10 protein-coding genes are annotated in these 19,492 nt (G+C 43.4%); 8 read left to right on the top strand and 2 right to left on the bottom strand.

The window, feature by feature from the left end; translation table 11 throughout:
* Positions 1-99 precede the first annotated feature (99 nt).
* Both DXA54_RS11190 and gltB read right to left on the bottom strand, forming a co-directional pair.
* On the bottom strand, positions 100-1,440 hold the full coding sequence (locus DXA54_RS11190) for a glutamate synthase subunit beta (protein WP_004317887.1): 1,341 nt from the start codon (positions 1,438-1,440) through the stop codon (positions 100-102).
* Between the two features lie 119 nt (positions 1,441-1,559).
* Positions 1,560-6,110, bottom strand: coding sequence for a glutamate synthase large subunit (gene gltB / locus DXA54_RS11185; RefSeq protein WP_120079499.1), 4,551 nt, complete (start codon positions 6,108-6,110; stop codon positions 1,560-1,562).
* Positions 6,111-6,472: 362 nt separating this feature from the next.
* Here gltB and glmS point away from each other — a divergent pair, with 362 nt between their 5' ends.
* The 8 genes from glmS to DXA54_RS11145 all read left to right on the top strand — a co-directional run bounded on the left by glmS (position 6,473) and on the right by DXA54_RS11145 (position 19,424).
* Positions 6,473-8,317, top strand: coding sequence for a glutamine--fructose-6-phosphate transaminase (isomerizing) (glmS, locus tag DXA54_RS11180; protein ID WP_008651597.1), 1,845 nt, complete (start codon positions 6,473-6,475; stop codon positions 8,315-8,317).
* Between the two features lie 28 nt (positions 8,318-8,345).
* Positions 8,346-10,229 carry an amidophosphoribosyltransferase gene (locus DXA54_RS11175; RefSeq protein WP_004309300.1) on the top strand — a complete coding sequence of 628 codons (1,884 nt, stop codon included), beginning with the start codon at positions 8,346-8,348 and terminating at the stop codon, positions 10,227-10,229.
* Between the two features lie 27 nt (positions 10,230-10,256).
* Positions 10,257-11,402 carry a glutamine-hydrolyzing carbamoyl-phosphate synthase small subunit gene (gene carA / locus DXA54_RS11170; protein WP_120079497.1) on the top strand — a complete coding sequence of 382 codons (1,146 nt, stop codon included), beginning with the start codon at positions 10,257-10,259 and terminating at the stop codon, positions 11,400-11,402.
* Positions 11,403-11,404: 2 nt separating this feature from the next.
* Positions 11,405-14,632 carry a carbamoyl-phosphate synthase (glutamine-hydrolyzing) large subunit gene (gene carB / locus DXA54_RS11165; protein WP_004309296.1) on the top strand — a complete coding sequence of 1,076 codons (3,228 nt, stop codon included), beginning with the start codon at positions 11,405-11,407 and terminating at the stop codon, positions 14,630-14,632.
* A 171-nt stretch (positions 14,633-14,803) separates the two neighbouring features.
* Complete coding sequence (locus tag DXA54_RS11160) at positions 14,804-16,174, top strand: OprO/OprP family phosphate-selective porin (RefSeq protein ID WP_224262689.1); 1,371 nt, start codon at positions 14,804-14,806, stop codon at positions 16,172-16,174.
* Positions 16,175-16,209: 35 nt separating this feature from the next.
* A complete protein-coding gene (locus DXA54_RS11155) occupies positions 16,210-17,217 on the top strand; it encodes a lamin tail domain-containing protein (RefSeq protein ID WP_243647652.1) in 1,008 nt (335 codons plus the stop codon).
* Between the two features lie 17 nt (positions 17,218-17,234).
* A complete protein-coding gene (locus DXA54_RS11150; RefSeq protein ID WP_120079493.1) occupies positions 17,235-18,332 on the top strand; it encodes a metallophosphoesterase family protein in 1,098 nt (365 codons plus the stop codon).
* Between the two features lie 144 nt (positions 18,333-18,476).
* Complete coding sequence (locus DXA54_RS11145) at positions 18,477-19,424, top strand: tyrosine-type recombinase/integrase (RefSeq protein ID WP_004317894.1); 948 nt, start codon at positions 18,477-18,479, stop codon at positions 19,422-19,424.
* The last annotated feature ends 68 nt before the right edge of the window (positions 19,425-19,492 follow it).

Raw genomic sequence — 19,492 nt, 5'->3', positions numbered from 1 at the left:
GGTTATCTTTCCGTTCTACCTGGGTGTTTCTTTCGTTCGACCATGGTGGAACGAATCGGATAGTACTAATCAAACTTCTGCTTTTTCCTTACTGCAAAGCTATTTCGTCAGATAAGCATCTATTTCCGCAGCAGCCTTTCGTCCTCCCGCCATGGCGCGTACCACCAGGCTGGCACCCGTCTCGGCATCACCGGCAAGAAATACATTCTTTGCAAATTTGGGTTGTTCCGGTTTCAGGAATCCCATCGCCAATAATACCATATCAGCCTCGATGACTTCCTTCTTCCCTGTTGGTTTCATTGTGGGACGTCCGCCATCTGCTGCCGGAATCCATTCTACTTCTTCCACTTCTACACCTGTCACTTTTCCATTCTTTCCGAGGAACTGATTGGAAGCCAGGCACCAGCGGCGTGTACAACCTTCTTCATGGCTGGAAGTCGTTTTGAAGACTGCCGGCCATTGTGGCCAAGGAGTAGCCGGATTGTAGCCGACAGGAGGTTTCGGCATGATTTCGATTTGAGTGACACTGACGGCTCCCTGTCTCACACTGGTTCCGATGCAGTCGGAACCAGTGTCTCCGCCACCTATCACGAGAACCTTTTTGCCTTTGGCATTTACCAACTTGTCTTTCGGGAAAGTCTGTCCTGCCAGAATCCTATTCTGTTGTGCCAGCATTTCGAGTGCGAAATGAATCCCTTTCAGTTCACGTCCCGGAATACTCAAGTCACGTGCAGTGGGGGTTCCGGTACAGATGCAGTAAGCATCGAATCCTTCCGGTAAATGATTAACGTCTATTTCTACTCCCATCTCAAACTGTATTCCTTCTGCAGCCAATATCTTCATCCGTCGGTCAATTACATTTTTATCCAGTTTGAAATTAGGAATACCGAATCGTAATAATCCTCCGGGCGCTTCATCCTTATCGAATAAAGTAACGCTATATCCTTTTAAATTCAGCTGATTAGCCACCACCAATCCAGCAGGACCTGCACCAATCACCGCCACTTTCTTTCCGTTTCTTTCCGGCGTCTTTACTTGTATATATCCTTCACGAAAAGCCGCTTCTACGATAGCTGCTTCATTCTCGCGAATAGTCACCGGCTGATCGCAGGAAAGTTTCAACACACACGATTTCTCGCAAAGAGCAGGACAAATACGTCCTGTAAATTCAGGAAAATCGCAAGTAGACGACAATACTTCGTATGCCTCCTTCCATTTTCCCCTGTATAATGCATCCTGCCATTCCGGTTGTTTATTTCCTATCGGGCATGCCCAATGACAGAAAGGTACACCGCAATCCATACAGCGTGACGCCTGCAATTTACGGCTGTTTGTATTCAAAGTCTGTTCTACCTGACTATAGTCAGCGATTCGCTCGTTTACAGGGCGGTATCCCGCCTCTTGTCGAGGTATATTTAGAAATGCTTTAGGATCTCCCATCTTGTTATTTACTATTTGACGATTTACTATTTCTAGACTATCTTATCATTTGCTATTTGACTATTTACAGACTATACTATACATTCAAATAGTAAATTGTAAATAGTCAAATTGTAAATCTAATAGTCTCTTTGCATATCTGCAATTTTTTGTTGTAACTTTCTCATTTGTTCTTCCTGCAGTACTTTTTTGTATTCGATGGGCACTACTTGGATGAATTGATCTACGTAATGATTCCAGTTGTCGAGCAGGATGCGTGCCAGTTTCGAGCCTGTGTAGAGGTAATGCTGGCGGATTAGTTCGTGCAACTCTTTCCGGTAGCTGGCTTCTTCGATGAGTGACAGTTCCACCATTTCCATGTTACAGAAATAATCGAAGTTGCCGTCTTTGTTCCATACATAAGCTACACCGCCACTCATACCGGCTGCAAAGTTACGTCCGGTTTGTCCGAGGACTACCACACGACCTCCGGTCATGTATTCGCAACAATGGTCACCCACGCCTTCTACGACGGCAACTGCGCCGGAGTTACGAACAGCGAAACGTTCTCCTACACGGCCGTTGATATATACTTCACCGCTTGTTGCGCCATAAAGCAAGGTATTACCGGCGATTGTATTTTTTTCGGCTTCGAAATTGCTGCGGATAGGAGGCAATACGGAGATACGCCCGCCGCTCAATCCTTTACCTAGGTAATCATTCGCTTCACCTTCCAGTTTAAAGTTAACTCCCGGTACGAGAAAAGCTCCGAAAGATTGACCTGCCGAACCTTTGAATTTTACATTCAGCGTATGTTCCGGCAATCCTTTGGCACCATATTTCTTGGCGATTACTCCGGAAAGCATAGCACCTATTGCACGGTCTGTATTGGCAATCGTATATTCTAAAGAAATCTCTTTCTCATGTTCGATAGCTTCTTGTGCGGCATCGATGATGGTTACATCCTTTACAGCAGAAATTCCATGATCTTGGTCGATGACATGACGGATAGCCGCACTGTTGTCAACACGTGCCAGCAATTTGGTGAAGTCGATTAAAGCATGTTTCGGATTTGGGTCATTGGCATCGGACTTGCGCTCGATTAAGTCTGTACGCCCGATGATATCATCCATCCGGGTGAATCCCATTTCAGCCAAATGCTCGCGGACTTCCTGTGCCAGGAATGTGAAAAAGTTTACTAAATATTCACTGCGTCCATGAAAGCGTTTACGTAACTCTTCATTCTGTGTGGCAACTCCCACCGGACAAGTATTCTGATGGCATTTGCGCATCATTACACACCCTAATACAATCAATGCCGAGGTGGCGAAGCCATATTCTTCGGCACCCATTAGTGCCATTAAGATGATGTCACGTCCGGTTTTCAGTTGTCCGTCGGCTTGCAGAACTACTTGGCCACGAAGTCCGTTCAGAACCAGTGTTTGCTGTGTCTCGCTCAATCCCAATTCCGGTGAGATACCCGCATAGCGGATGGAAGAAGCCGGAGAAGCACCTGTTCCCCCTTCAGCACCAGAGATGACAATTAGGTCCGCCTTTGCTTTTGCCACACCCGCAGCAATCGTACCGACGCCGCTTTCTGCTACCAGTTTCACACTGATTTTGGCCTGTGGATTTACATTTTTCAAATCGAAGATTAATTGTGCCAAATCCTCAATCGAATAAATATCATGATGAGGCGGAGGAGAAATCAGCGAAATTCCCGGAATGGAATGACGTGTTTTCGCAATCACATCGTTCACTTTAAATCCCGGTAGTTGTCCGCCTTCACCCGGTTTGGCTCCCTGTGCTATCTTGATTTGAATTTCGTCCGCATTAACCAGATATTCTGCCGTTACACCGAAACGACCGGAAGCTACCTGCTTGATTGCACTTCGTAAAGAACTGCCATCGGGCAGCGGTTGGAAACGGGCAGCGTCTTCGCCACCTTCACCGGTATTACTGCGTCCGTGAATTTTATTCATGGCAATAGCCATTGCCTCATGAGCCTCTTTGCTGATAGAACCAAAAGACATAGCCCCCGTGACGAAACGATGCAGAATGTTTTCCACCGGTTCTACCTGATCGATTGAAATCGGATTACGACGGAATCCCAGAAAGTCACGAAGGAAAATAGGCTTCTCTTTTTCGTCTACCAGATGGGTGTACTCTTTAAATTTTTTATAACTCCCCAGTCGTGTAGCCAATTGCAGAGTGCTGATTGTTTCCGGATTCCATGCGTGCTTTTCTCCATCTTTACGGAAAGCATACAAACCGTTATTTTTTAATAACTCTTCATTTTTAATACTTTCAAATCCTTCTTTATGGAAAGCAATGGCATCTCTGGCTATTTCTTCCAGACGGATACCTTCGATCGGTGAACCGAGTCCTCCAAAATAAGCCTTGCTCAATTCTTCACTCAAACCGACAGCTTCGAAAATCTTAGCACCACGATAGGAGCGGATCGTAGAGATACCCATCTTACTCATGATTTTAAACAAGCCTTTACAGATGGATTTGATATAGTTCTTTTCAGCAGTGGTATAATCTAACTGAATATCTTTGTCTTTTACCAGTCGGTCGAGGACAGCGAATGCCATGTAAGGATTCAGGGCACTTGCTCCGAAACCCAACAATAACGCGGCGTGCATCACTTCACGTATTTCACCACTTTCTACGATCAATGCTGTTTGCACCCGTTTACCAACTGAAATCAGGTGGTGATGAACAGCGCTTACTGCCAGCAATGATGGAATGGCAGCATGGGTAATATCCACCTCACGGTCGGTCAGGACAATGTAGTTTACACCTTCCGTCACGGATTCTTCCGCCATTTTACAAAGATGGGTCAGTGCTTCCTGCAGTCCGGCTTTCCCTTTTGTAACCTCAAACAACATGGGTAGTTTGACTGTTTTGAAGCCTTTATACCGGATATTACAAAGAATATCCAGTTGGGTATTGCTTAAAATCGGATGATTCAGGCGTACCATTTTGCAATGACTTTCACTGGGCGTCAGAATATTCATACCGACTGCTCCAATGTATTCCGTCAATGACATCACCAGTTCTTCACGAAGGGGATCAATGGGCGGATTGGTTACCTGTGCAAATTGCTGACGGAAATAGTTGTAAAGCAACTGTGGTTTATCTGAAAGTACGGCGAGTGGCGTATCGTTACCCATTGAATTGATCGGTTCTGCTCCGGTGCTTGCCATCGGCATAATCAGCCTTTCGATGTCCTCTTTGGAGTAGCCGAAAGTACGAAGCATCCGGTCGTAGTTTGCTACGTGATGAGGAACTTTGCGCCCGCTTTTCAGTTCATCCAGTTCGATTCGGTTGGTAGATAGCCAGGTGCGGTAAGGCTTGGCTTCAGCCAACTGTTTTTTCAGTTCGCCGTCATAGTAGATCTCGCCTTTTTCCGTATCCACCAGCAGGATTTTGCCGGGCTGTAAGCGACCTTTTTCTTTGATGTCTCCCGGTTCGAAATCCATAACACCGACTTCCGAAGCCACTACCATCATATCGTTTTTAGTAATCAGATAACGGGCAGGGCGCAGGCCATTGCGGTCGAGCATACCTCCGGCAAATCGTCCGTCGCTGAATAGTAGTGCGGCCGGTCCGTCCCACGGTTCCATCAGGATGGAGTGGTATTCGTAGAATGATTTCAGATCCTCACTGATCGGGTTCTTCTCGTTGAAAGATTCCGGCACGAGCATAGCCATGGCATGTGGCAGGCTCAATCCTGACATCACCAGGAACTCCAGTACATTGTCCAGAGAAGCACTGTCGCTCATACCCGGTTGTATAATCGGGCGGATTTCTTTTATATCACCTAAAGTGGGAGTGGAGAGTACACTTTCACGGGCTTCCATCCATCCTCGGTTACCACGGATAGTATTGATTTCACCGTTGTGTGCCAGCAGACGGAACGGCTGTGCCAATCCCCATGTAGGGAATGTATTGGTACTGAAACGAGAGTGCACCAATGCCAGTCCGCTGGTAAAATAGCTATTTGTCAGGTCCGGATAATAGTTGCGCAGCTGTAATGATGAAAGCATACCTTTATATATAATACTTTTGGTAGAGAGTGACACAACATAAAAATCGTCTTTTGCCGGAATAGATGACAATCTGACTTTATTTTCGATTCTTTTCCGGATCAGATATAACTTCCGGTCGGCAGTTTCCGTTTCCGTAAATCCGGTGATGAACACTTGTTTGATGTCCGGTTCGTTTGCCAGAGCCGATTCTCCCAGGATTTCGGGGCAGGTGGGCACATTGCGCAAATGCATCAATGTGAGTCCTTCTTTTTCAATTTCTTCAATAATAATACTTAGAATAGCTGCCTGGTCTTTTTCGTTTTTCGGTAAAAACAATAACCCTGTGCCGTACCGTCCTTTTTCGGGGACAGGAATACCTTGTAATAAAATAAACTCATGCGGAATTTGAAGCATGATACCTGCACCGTCACCGGTCTTGTTATCCGCACCCTCGGCACCGCGATGGCGCATGTTTTCTAATACCTTTAAAGCCGACTCAACAATGTCGTGTGACTTTTCTCCATGAATGTTAACCAGCATACCGACACCGCAGGCATCGTGTTCGTATGCCGCATCGTACAAGCCCATCTGTTGGGGCTGTCGTTGGTAAGGGAATCCTTCTGTTACGTTGTTAAAAAGTTCTTGTTTCTTCATTCTTACTAGCTTTATTGTATGATAATACCTGTTTGATGTATCAAATTGTTTGGCAAAGTTAATATTTTAATTTCAAAATGATAGTGAAATTTAGCTTTTGTGTGACGCGAAATGAGAATAGGAATCTTTATTCTTTTAATTTGTTATTAAAAACAGGAAATTTGCTTTTAATTTGTTAGCTTATTTATCCTTATTTGAAGCTGATTGTAATTTGTTTCTTTTTGAGCTAAAAATAATATATTATTTAACTTTTTGATGTGTTTGCAACTTTTTTATGCGTTTCTGTCAAATAAATATGCTTTTTGTTGTCTTTATGTTATTTGTAATGTGTATATTTGCAGGCGAAATAAAAATATCATAATATGTGTGGAATAGTAGGCTATATTGGTAAACGAAAAGCCTACCCTATCCTTATCAAAGGGCTGAAGCGACTGGAGTATCGTGGATATGACAGCGCGGGGGTAGCAATCATTAGTGATGACCAACAGTTAAATGTGTATAAGACGAAAGGAAAAGTCTCTGATCTTGAAAATTTCGTCACACAGAAAGATATTTCCGGTACAATCGGAATTGCCCATACCCGTTGGGCTACTCACGGGGAACCTTGTTCTGCTAACGCCCACCCTCATTACTCTTCTTCCGAAAAGCTCGCTCTCATTCATAACGGTATTATTGAAAACTACGCCGTTCTCAAAGAAAAACTTCAAGCCAAAGGCTATATTTTTAAAAGTAGTACAGATACCGAAGTCCTCGTTCAATTAATAGAATACATGAAAGTCACTAATCAGGTCAGTCTGTTGACGGCTGTTCAGTTGGCGTTAGGGGAGGTAATTGGTGCTTATGCGATTGCGATTCTTGATAAGGAGCATCCCGATGAGATTATTGCTGCCCGTAAGAGCAGTCCATTGGTAGTGGGGATTGGAGAGAATGAGTTCTTTCTTGCTTCAGATGCTACTCCGATTGTAGAATATACTGATAAAGTGGTTTATCTGGAAGACGGGGAAATAGCTGTTTTGAATCTGGGGAAGGAGTTGAAGGTAGTCAACTTGAACAATGTCGAAATGATACCTGAAATAAAGAAGGTGGAACTCAACCTCGGTCAGTTGGAAAAAGGGGGATATCCGCACTTTATGTTGAAAGAGATTTTCGAACAGCCCGATTGTATTCGTGATTGCATGCGCGGACGTATCAATGTGGAAGCTGATAATGTGGTGCTTTCTGCTGTGATAGATCACCGGGAAAAGCTGCTGAATGCCAAACGGTTTATTATTGTTGCTTGCGGAACTTCCTGGCATGCCGGACTGATCGGTAAGCATCTGATTGAGAGTTTTTGCCGCATACCGGTGGAAGTGGAGTATGCTTCCGAATTCCGCTACCGTGATCCGGTGATTGACGGGCAGGATGTGGTGATAGCAATCTCCCAGAGTGGCGAGACGGCAGATACATTGGCTGCTGTGGAATTGGCGAAAAGCCGCGGGGCATTTATATATGGCATTTGCAATGCGATCGGCTCTTCTATTCCCCGTGCCACTCATACCGGTTCATATATTCATGTGGGTCCAGAAATCGGGGTGGCTTCTACCAAAGCATTTACCGGACAGGTTACTGTATTGGCGATGTTGGCATTGACACTTGCCAAAGCGAAAGGAACCATTGACGAACAGTATTTTCTTTCAATCGTACAGGAGTTAAATCATATTCCGGAAAAAATGAAAGAGGTGTTGGAATTGAATGATACTTTGGCGGAGTTATCGAAAACTTTCACTTATGCGCATAATTTTATTTACCTGGGACGCGGATATAGTTATCCCGTTGCTCTGGAAGGTGCATTGAAATTGAAAGAAATATCGTATATTCACGCCGAAGGTTATCCGGCTGCGGAGATGAAGCATGGACCGATTGCCCTGATTGATGCGGAAATGCCGGTAGTGGTGATTGCTACCCAGAATGGGTTGTATGAGAAAGTATTAAGTAATATTCAGGAGATTAAGGCACGGAAAGGAAAAGTGATTGCATTTGTGACGAAAGGAGATACCGTTATCAGCAAAATCGCTGACTGTAGTATCGAACTTCCTGAAACAATCGAATGTCTCGATCCGTTAATTACTACGGTACCTCTGCAACTTCTTGCTTACCACATTGCGGTATGCAAAGGGATGGATGTGGATCAGCCGAGAAATCTGGCGAAGTCGGTAACAGTAGAGTAACTTTAAGTAGTAACTAGTATATAGAGAGATGGAACAATTGAAACATGAATGTGGCGTTGCCATGATACGCTTGCTCAAACCGTTAGAGTATTACGAGAAAAAGTACGGGACATGGATGTATGGTCTTAATAAACTCTACCTGTTGATGGAGAAGCAGCATAATCGTGGACAGGAAGGTGCGGGACTGGCATGTGTGAAACTGGAAGCAAATCCGGGTGAAGAATATATGTTTCGTGAACGCGCTTTAGGTTCCGGAGCCATTACGGAAATCTTTGAAAACGTTCAAAACAATTTTAAGGATCTCACTCCCGAACAGTTGCACGATGCAGCGTATGCCAAACGAACTTTGCCTTTTGCCGGTGAAGTATATATGGGACATCTTCGTTATTCCACTACGGGAAAATCCGGAATCTCTTATGTGCATCCATTTTTAAGAAGAAATAACTGGCGTGCCAAGAATCTGGCCCTCTGCGGAAATTTCAATATGACAAATGTGGACGAGATATTTGCCCGTATCACTGCCATTGGTCAGCATCCGCGTAAATATGCCGATACATATATCATGTTGGAGCAGGTGGGACACCGTCTTGATCGTGAAGTGGAGCGTGTATTCAATCTTGCCGAAGCCGAGGGGCTTACGGGCATGGGAATCACTCATTATATAGAAGAATATATTGATTTGGCAAACGTGTTGCGCACTTCCAGCCGCGAATGGGATGGGGGATACGTGATCTGCGGATTGACCGGGAGCGGCGAGTCCTTCGCCATCCGCGACCCGTGGGGAATCCGGCCTGCATTCTGGTATCAGGATGATGAGATAGCTGTTCTTGCTTCCGAACGTCCGGTGATCCAGACTGCTTTGAATGTTCCGTTTGAGGAAATCAAAGAATTGCAACCGGGGCAAGCATTGTTAATCAGCAAAGAAGGTAAAATCCGTACTTCGCAAATTAACAAGCCGCGCGAAAATCATGCCTGTTCTTTCGAACGTATCTATTTCTCCCGTGGGAGTGATGTCGATATTTATAAGGAAAGGAAACGGTTGGGTGAAAAGTTGGTTCCGAGAATATTGAAAGCTATCAATAATGACATCGATCATACGGTTTTTTCTTTTATTCCCAATACTGCGGAGGTGGCTTTCTACGGAATGTTGCAGGGACTGGACGATTACTTGAATGAGGAGAAAGTGCAGCAAATTGCTGCATTAGGGCATCATCCGGATATGGAGGAACTGGAAGTCATTCTTTCCCGCCGCATCCGTAGCGAAAAGGTGGCGATCAAGGATATCAAACTCCGTACGTTTATTGCCGAAGGAAACAGTCGTAATGATCTGGCAGCCCATGTGTATGACATTACATACGGAAGTCTGGTACCCGGTGTTGATAATCTGGTGATTATTGACGACAGCATTGTGCGTGGTACTACGTTGAAACAAAGTATTATCGGTATTCTCGACCGTCTCGGTCCGAAGAAGATTGTGATAGTATCTTCTTCTCCGCAAGTGCGTTATCCTGACTATTACGGTATCGATATGGCAAAGATGAGTGAGTTTATCGCTTTCCGAGCTGCTGTCGAACTTTTAAAGGAGCGGGATATGAAAGATGTGATTGCGGCTGCCTACCGTAAATCGAAAGATCAGGTGGGACTGCCGAAAGAGCAGATGATAAACTATGTGAAGAATATCTATGCTCCGTTCACCGATGAGGAAATCTCTGCCAAGATGGTGGAACTGCTGACTCCCAAGGGAACAAAGGCGAAAGTGGAAATTGTCTATCAACCGTTGGAGGGATTGCACGAGGCTTGTCCGCATCATAAAGGCGACTGGTATTTTAGCGGTAACTACCCTACACCGGGAGGTGTGAAAATGGTGAACCGGGCGTTCATCGACTATATAGAACAAATGTATCAATTCTAACAACCATACAACGATTCAATAATAAGAATGAGAAATGTGACATTAATCCTTGACGACGGGAGCCGGTTTTCCGGTAAGTCGTTTGGCTACGAGAAGCCGGTGGCAGGCGAAGTAGTTTTTAATACTGCCATGACCGGATACCCGGAGAGCCTTACTGACCCTTCATACGCCGGACAGTTGATGACGCTTACCTATCCTCTGGTAGGCAACTACGGTGTTCCTCCTTTTACCATCGAACCGAATGGACTTGCCACTTTCATGGAAAGTGAGAAAATCCATGCGGAAGCGATTATCGTAAGTGACTATTCTTATGAATACAGCCACTGGAATGCGGTGGAAAGTCTCGGTGACTGGTTGAAACGCGAGCAGATTCCCGGTATCACAGGCATTGATACGCGCGAGCTGACTAAGGTTCTTCGTGAACATGGAGTAATGATGGGAAAAATCGTTTTCGATGATGAACCGGATAATGTGCCTGAAGCAGTATACGCAGGCGTCAATTATGTAGATCGTGTATCTTGCAAAGAGATTATTTGCTATCTTTCTGCCGGAACTTCACAAACTTTCTCCGTAAATAGTTCCTATGCGCAGCTTAATTCTCAATTCTCAACTTTCAATTCTCAATTTAAGAAGGTTATCCTGGTAGATTGCGGTGTAAAGACAAATATTATTCGTTGTCTGCTGAAACGTAATGTAGAAGTGATCCGTGTACCTTGGGATTATGATTATAGCGGACTCGAATTTGACGGGTTGTTTATCTCCAACGGACCGGGTGACCCGGATACTTGTGATGCTGCGGTACAGAATATACGGAAGGCGATGGTAAATGAGAAACTGCCTATCTTCGGCATCTGTATGGGTAACCAGTTGCTTTCAAAAGCGGGCGGAGCCAAGATTTATAAATTGAAATACGGACATCGTAGCCACAATCAGCCGGTGCGTATGATAGGTACGGAACGTTGTTTCATTACTTCACAAAATCATGGTTATGCCGTAGACAATAATACGTTGAGTGCAGAGTGGGAACCGTTGTTTATCAATATGAACGATGGGTCCAACGAGGGAATCAAACATAAAAAGAATCCCTGGTTCTCTGCGCAATTCCACCCGGAAGCTGCGAGTGGACCTACGGATACGGAATTCCTGTTCGACGAATTTGTAAAACTATTGTAACAATGAAAGAAAATATAAAGAAAGTATTGCTATTAGGTTCAGGTGCCCTGAAAATCGGTGAGGCTGGTGAATTTGACTATTCCGGTTCACAGGCACTTAAAGCCTTGAAAGAAGAGGGTATTGAAACCATTCTTATCAATCCGAATATTGCTACGGTGCAGACTTCCGAAGGAGTGGCAGATCAAATTTACTTTCTTCCGGTGACTCCGTACTTCGTAGAGAAAGTGATCCAAAAAGAAAAACCGGAAGGTATTATGCTGGCGTTCGGTGGTCAGACGGCTCTGAACTGTGGAGTAGCATTGTATAAAGAAGGTATTCTTGAAAAATATAATGTAAAAGTGTTGGGTACTCCGGTACAGGCCATTATGGATACCGAGGACCGTGAACTTTTTGTTCAGAAATTGAATGAGATCAATGTAAAAACCATCAAGAGTGAAGCCGTAGAAAATGCGGAAGATGCACGTCGCGCAGCAAAAGAACTGGGCTATCCGGTGATTGTTCGTGCTGCTTATGCGTTAGGAGGCTTGGGGTCCGGTTTCTGTGATAATGAACAACAGCTGGATGTGCTGGTAGAAAAAGCATTCTCTTTCTCCCCACAGGTATTGGTGGAGAAATCACTACGCGGTTGGAAAGAAGTGGAATATGAAGTGGTACGTGACCGCTTCGATAACTGTATCACCGTTTGTAATATGGAAAACTTCGATCCGCTGGGTATTCATACCGGTGAGTCTATCGTTATTGCTCCTTCACAGACGCTTACCAATAAAGAGTATCATAAACTTCGGGAATTGGCAATACGTATCATCCGCCATATCGGTATCGTGGGTGAATGTAACGTACAATATGCCTTCGATCCCGAATCCGAAGATTACCGGGTGATCGAAGTAAATGCCCGCCTTTCCCGTTCATCGGCTTTAGCATCTAAGGCAACCGGTTATCCGCTGGCTTTCGTTGCTGCCAAATTGGGATTGGGTTATGGACTCTTCGACCTGAAGAATTCTGTAACCAAGACTACTTCCGCTTTCTTTGAACCGGCACTGGATTATGTCGTATGTAAGATTCCTCGTTGGGATTTAGGTAAATTCCACGGTGTAGATAAAGAGTTGGGTTCTTCTATGAAATCTGTGGGTGAAGTGATGGCTATCGGACGCACTTTTGAAGAAGCTATCCAGAAAGGTCTTCGTATGATCGGACAGGGAATGCATGGTTTTGTGGAGAACAAAGAATTGGTTATTTCCGACATTGATAAAGCCTTGCGCGAACCGACCGATAAACGTATTTTCGTGATCTCGAAAGCGTTTCGCGCCGGCTACACCATCGATCAGGTGCACGAATTGACTAAGATTGATAAATGGTTCTTGCAGAAGTTAATGAATATTATGAAGACTTCCGAAGAACTGCATAGTTGGGGAAACAATCACAAACAGATTGCCGATTTGCCGAACGAATTGCTCCGTAAAGCTAAGGTTCAAGGTTTCTCCGATTTCCAGATTGCCCGTGCCATCGGTTACGAAGGTGATATGGAAGATGGAATTCTTTATATCCGCAAACACCGTAAAGAGGCAGGCATTCTTCCGGTAGTGAAACAGATCGATACGTTGGCAGCCGAATACCCGGCACAAACCAATTATCTGTATCTTACTTATAGCGGTGTAGCAAATGATGTGCGTTATCTGGGCGACCATAAATCCATCGTCGTATTGGGTTCCGGTGCTTATCGTATCGGTTCTTCCGTAGAATTCGACTGGTGTGGCGTACAGGCTTTGAATACCATTCGCAAAGAGGGATGGCGCAGTGTCATGATTAACTATAATCCTGAAACCGTATCTACGGATTACGATATGTGCGACCGTTTGTACTTTGATGAATTGACTTTTGAACGTGTGATGGATATTCTGGAACTGGAGAATCCGCATGGGGTAATTGTATCTACCGGCGGTCAGATTCCAAATAACCTTGCTTTGCGTCTGGATGCACAGAAGATCAATATTCTAGGTACGAGTGCCAAGAGTATTGATAATGCCGAAGATCGTGAGAAATTCTCTGCCATGCTTGACCGTATCGGTGTGGATCAGCCCCGTTGGCGTGAATTAACTTCTATGGATGACATTCAGGAGTTCGTTGAAGAGGTAGGTTTCCCCGTACTTGTTCGTCCGTCTTATGTGCTTTCGGGAGCTGCGATGAATGTTTGTTCCAACCAGGAAGAATTGGAACGTTTCTTGAAACTGGCAGCTAATGTATCGAAGAAACATCCGGTGGTAGTAAGCCAGTTTATCGAACACGCCAAGGAAGTGGAAATGGATGCGGTGGCGCAGAATGGAGAAATTGTAGCATACGCTATAAGTGAGCATATCGAATTTGCGGGAGTACATTCCGGCGATGCAACAATCCAGTTCCCGCCGCAAAAGCTGTATGTAGAAACTGTTCGCCGTATTAAGCGTATCAGCCGTGAGATTGCTAAGGCTTTGAATATCTCCGGTCCGTTTAATATTCAGTATCTGGCGAAAGACAACGATATCAAGGTGATTGAATGTAATCTGCGTGCCAGTCGTTCTTTCCCGTTTGTCAGCAAAGTGTTGAAGATCAACTTTATCGAGCTGGCAACGAAAGTAATGCTCGGTCTGCCTGTGGAGAAACCGGAAAAAAATCTCTTCGAACTGGATTATGTGGGAATCAAGGCTTCCCAATTCTCTTTCAACCGCTTGCAGAAGGCTGATCCGGTGTTGGGAGTAGATATGGCTTCTACCGGTGAAGTGGGTTGTATCGGAATGGATACTTCCTGTGCCGTACTCAAAGCGATGCTTTCCGTAGGCTATCGTATTCCGAAGAAGAATATCCTGCTGTCTACGGGAACAATGAAACAGAAAGCCGATATGATGGATGCGGCCCGTATGTTGGTGAATAAGGGATACAAACTCTTTGCAACGGGTGGTACACACAAAACGCTTGCAGAGAATGGAATTGAAAGTACTCATGTCTATTGGCCGAGTGAGGAGGGACATCCGCAAGCATTGGAGATGCTTCATCGCAAGGAGATTGACATGGTAGTCAATATCCCGAAGAATCTGACAGCCGGAGAATTAAGTAATGGGTATAAAATCCGTCGTGCTGCCATTGACTTGAATATACCGTTGATTACGAATGCCCGTCTGGCTAGTGCATTTATCAATGCCTTCTGTACGATGAGTGTGGATGATATAGCTATCAAGAGCTGGGCAGAGTATAAATAAGCAGAATGTCATCTTTTTGAAAAGAGGCTGACATCATATTGAAATGAAAATGGTAAGGCCGTTCCTGTTATTCGGGAGCGGCCTTTGTTGTTGTAGAAATGTAATAACTCTGTCATTCATTGGTATTTCCATGTCGTTTACTTTGCGCCTGCAAAACGATAGAGATACGATATGAGAAAAAGAAACATGATTCTGGTTGCCGGTCTGCTGGCATTTACTTCAGTATGGGGACAAAACACGACTTCCGGTTGGGAAGATGAATCGGGTAAGATACCTGTAAAGGCTTATTTTGAGAGTGGAAAACTTCACTTTGCTTCTAAAAATGAAAACTTTCATTTATGGTTTGATAATCGAATTTATTTGGATGCAGCGGTTTATTCGCCCACGTCGAATGTGGATGATCTGACATCCAAAACGAACAAGGATCTGGAGGACGATGACAATCAATTCCGTTTTAGCAACGGGGTGAGTATTCGTCGTGCACGTTTCGGTGTGAAAGCCACTTTATACAAAAAATGGTTTGCAGAACTGGATCTGGATTTCGCTTACAATGAAGTGGAAATAAAAGATATGTATCTGGGCTATAAATTTAATAATCATTTCTTTGTAAAGGCGGGAAATTTTAAAGTTCCGATGAGTATGGAACGTACAACGAGTTCTAAATATCTGATGGCTTCGGAACGTCCGATGGCAGTGGAAGCTTTTGCTGACGGGCGCCGTCTGGGACTTGCCGGAACTGGTTGGGGAAAACATTGGTGGGCTTCCGCTGGAGTATTTGGTAGGGAAGTGGATATCATTCAGAAAGAGCGTAATAGAGGGAATGACGGTTATGCTCTGGCTACCCGTGTAGCAGTGTCGCCTATTTACAATGAAGATATGACGATTCATGTCGGCGGATACTTTAACTATCAGACACCTTCCGGTTCAGGGCTGGAGGATAAGACGGTTCTTTTCCGGACTTTCCCGGAGAGCAGGGTAGACCGTCGCCGATTTGTGCAAGCCGAGATTTCGAATGTCAATCATTATTATACTACAGGCTTCGAACTGGGATTCCGTTATCGTAAGTTACTGACTTATGGAGAATATATTTATAACAACATATCCCGCTATATCTATGGTGCTAATAATCAAAAGACTGATTTGAAAAATGCAGTATTTAATGGTTGGTATGCTACGGCATCTTATATGATATTGGGAGAAAACCGTCAATACTCCCCGGATGAGGCGGAATTTGGTCCAATGAAAATGCGTCGTAAAGGGGGGAATTTGGAAGTTGCGGCTCGTATCAGTAATATAAATATGAATGATTTCCATGATCCGGCTGCGTATATTACAGGAGGTAAGGCAACCAGCTATTCTGCTTCGTTGAACTGGTATCCTGTACGTAATGTGGTGATTGGACTGAATTACATTTATATGAATAATGATAAATATGCCGACTCTAAAGGACAAATTACCAAGGGAGGTAAACCTTTAAGTGAAGTAATGCCTTCAGGAATCGATTTTAATGTATTTCAGTTGCGTACAATGATTTCTTTTTAAACGCGAATAACGATATAAATTAAAAAAAGATGATTATGAAAAAGTTTTTGCTGATGAGCACACTTTGTGCTTTGGCTTTGGTTGGATGTAAAGATGACTCGGAACCGGAAATTCCTACTGATATTGATTATTCAGGATTGGTATTGAATGAAATTTGTGGAAACGATGGGAATGCAAGTGAAGAAGATTGGATTGAGATTTATAATACTTCCAATACAACAATTAATCTCAATGGCGTTAAACTGGTGAAAACTGATGAAGAAGGTGTTTCGGAGATTATTTATACATTTGGGGAAGGGGCAGCCATTGCCGGTAAAGCATATTTGCTGAAAGTCAAAGGCGTTGATTTTACTCAAGGAATATCAAATACTAAATCTGTTTCTATCACTTTGCAAATGCCCTCTGGTAAAGATATAGACAAATTTGATAAGGATGCGGAATTTGGTGATGGAGGTAAACATGAAGTGGGAGGAAGTTATTCACGTATTCCTGACGGTACGGGAGAATGGACTGTTGTATTGAAAGCTACTAAAGGAACGGCTAATAAAGTTACGGAACCTGAAGGACCTTCCGGTATTGATTATACTGGATTGGTGCTGAATGAGTTGAATGGTAATAAACCCAAATATATTGAGTTGTATAATAGTACAGGTCATGAACTGGATATAACCGGAGTAAAGATTAAAAAAGATGATGGGGATATTGTTTATATAGCTCCCGAAGGAACTAAAATACAGTCTCATGGTTTTTTAGTGCTTCTTTCGGATCAAGCGGATTATTCTACAGGCTTTACAAGTGGACTCTCTGCTAAAAAATCTGTGAAGATTGAGCTTCTTTCACCGGAAGAAACTGCCATAGACGTATTTAAGAATCTAACGGATGCCGGTGAAGAGGTTTGGGGAGAAACACCTAAATACAATGGAGAAACAGAGGGAATGGCGTATGCCCGTAAGGATAACGGTGCTGAATGGTATATGATGAAAGCCACTCAAGGTGAGAGTAATAGCACCACTGCCGGACTAAGTACAAAAATAGAATGGTAAGATTATAATTGTAAGGAATGAGAAAGCTAATCCTTTTATTATTTACGGGAATTCTTCTTTTTAGCTGCACCGCTGCCGGAGCAGACGAAGGAAGAATTCTTCGTTTTATATATTGTTCAGACGTACATTATGGTCTTGAACGTGAATTTCGGGGAAAAGAAGTGGGAAGTGATGAGGTAAGTCGTGCTATGTTGGCAACCTTCAAATTGCTTTCTGAAACTCGGCTGCCGGAAGATAGTGGGGTGGGCGCAGGAATAAAATTCGGTTCTCCTGATTTTGTTGTTTGTACGGGTGATATTGCCAATCGGATGGAAGAAGGAGTTCAATCTGCTACTACATCATGGAGTCAATTTTGCAGTGATTGGGATTCATCGATAAGTTCTCCTTTGTATCTGGTACCGGGTAATCACGATATTTCTAATGCGATAGGTTATTCCAAGGTTTTATCTCCAGAAAAAGATGCATCCAGTGCTGCCGGTATTTTCAACCGGATGATGCGCCCTGCGATGGAACGTACGGCGGAGACTTTTAATTATCAAACGGATAAGGTGCATTATTCCTTTGTAAAGGACGGGGTACGGTTTGTTTTTATGGGAATGTGGCCTGATGCATATATGCGTCAATGGTTCGATCAGGAAATAGGAACTGATACGATTACTCCTGTTATTTTATTTACCCACGATCCTCCCATTGCCGATACCAAGCATTTTACGAATCCGAACGGTAAGCATACGATCAATTCAGTAGATAAGTTTCAGAATTTGTTGGCAGATACCTGTCTGGTGGCTGATGTCAAAAAGAAAGCCACAAAGAATTGGGAAAAGCTGGAGCAGTTTATCCATTCTCATTCTATGATTAAGGCTTACTTTCATGGAGATAAGAATTACAATGAATTTTATACCTGGAATGGGGTAAATGGAACAATTGATTTACCTGTTTTCCGGGTGGACTCCCCTATGAAAGGTGAGTATTCTTCTGCTGACGAACGTCTACTTTCCTTTATTGTAGTTACCATGGATGTGAATCAACGCTTGTTAACGGCTCGTGAATGTTTGTGGAATACGGAAAACAAAACCAGTATCCAATGGGGAAGTTCTTGCACTATCACTTTCTGATAAATAGCCAAATTTAGTATTAAATCGTATAGGTTACTAAAAACTTTATAAGAAAACGACCGTAAATCACCTTCTTTGTTGTAAATTCGTTCTATTTCTCGTAATATCAAACTTATTTTAATCAATTAATATAGAAAGTAAATTATGAGAAAAGACGGATTTACCGTATGTGCAAATAATTATATAAATTGTTTGCGTCAGGAAGGGCGTTATGCCACAGCACATGTTTATGAGAATGCACTTCGCTCTTTCACCATATTTTGTGGAACAGAGTGTGTGTCATTCAGTTTGATTACTCGTGAGAACTTGAAGCGGTATAGCAGTTATCTGATGTCCTGCCGCTTGAAGTTGAACACGATTTCCACCTATATGCGAATGTTACGTTGCATATACAATAAGGGAGTAGATACTCATCAGGCTCCTTATATTCATCGCTTGTTTCGTGATGTCTTTACCGGAGTAGATACTCGTCAGAAAAAAGCAATTCCTATAAACGAATTACACACGCTGCTTTATAAAGATCCGCAGTCCGAAAAACTTCGCCGGACGCAAGCCATCGCTAATTTGTTATTTTTATTTTGCGGAATGCCTTTCGCCGATCTTGCTCATCTGGAAAAGTCGAATTTGGAGGGGAATATATTGAAGTACAACCGTATCAAGACTGGAACCCCAATGAGTATAGAAATCTTAGAATCGGCTTCATGTATTGTTTCCCGACTTCGTAATACGCATTCTGCTGTTCTCCCCGAGCATCCGGATTATCTTTTTTATATATTAAGTGGAAAAAATAAACGGGATGGGGAAGCGGCATATAGAGAATATCAATCCACACTGCGTCGTTTTAATAATGATTTGAAGAGTTTAGCTAAAAAATTACGTATCCATTCATCCGTGACTTCTTATACATTTCGTCATTCCTGGGCAACTACCGCTAAATACAGGGGAGTACCTATCGAAATGATTAGCGAATCATTGGGGCATAAATCTATTAAGACAACACAAATTTACTTGAAAGGCTTTGAATTGAATGAGCGTACCAAAGTAAATCGACTGAATTATTCTTACGTCAGGAATTATAGGGGAATTCTTTGAAAAGTATATTAAGTCTTTGATAACCAGTCTAAATACGCAGCTGTTACTTCTTAGGTAACGGAAATTAT

This window comes from Bacteroides sp. OF03-11BH, assembly GCF_003604005.1.
GTDB lineage: Bacteria > Bacteroidota > Bacteroidia > Bacteroidales > Bacteroidaceae > Bacteroides > Bacteroides ovatus.
This window is presented reverse-complemented; position numbering and strand designations above follow the sequence as displayed.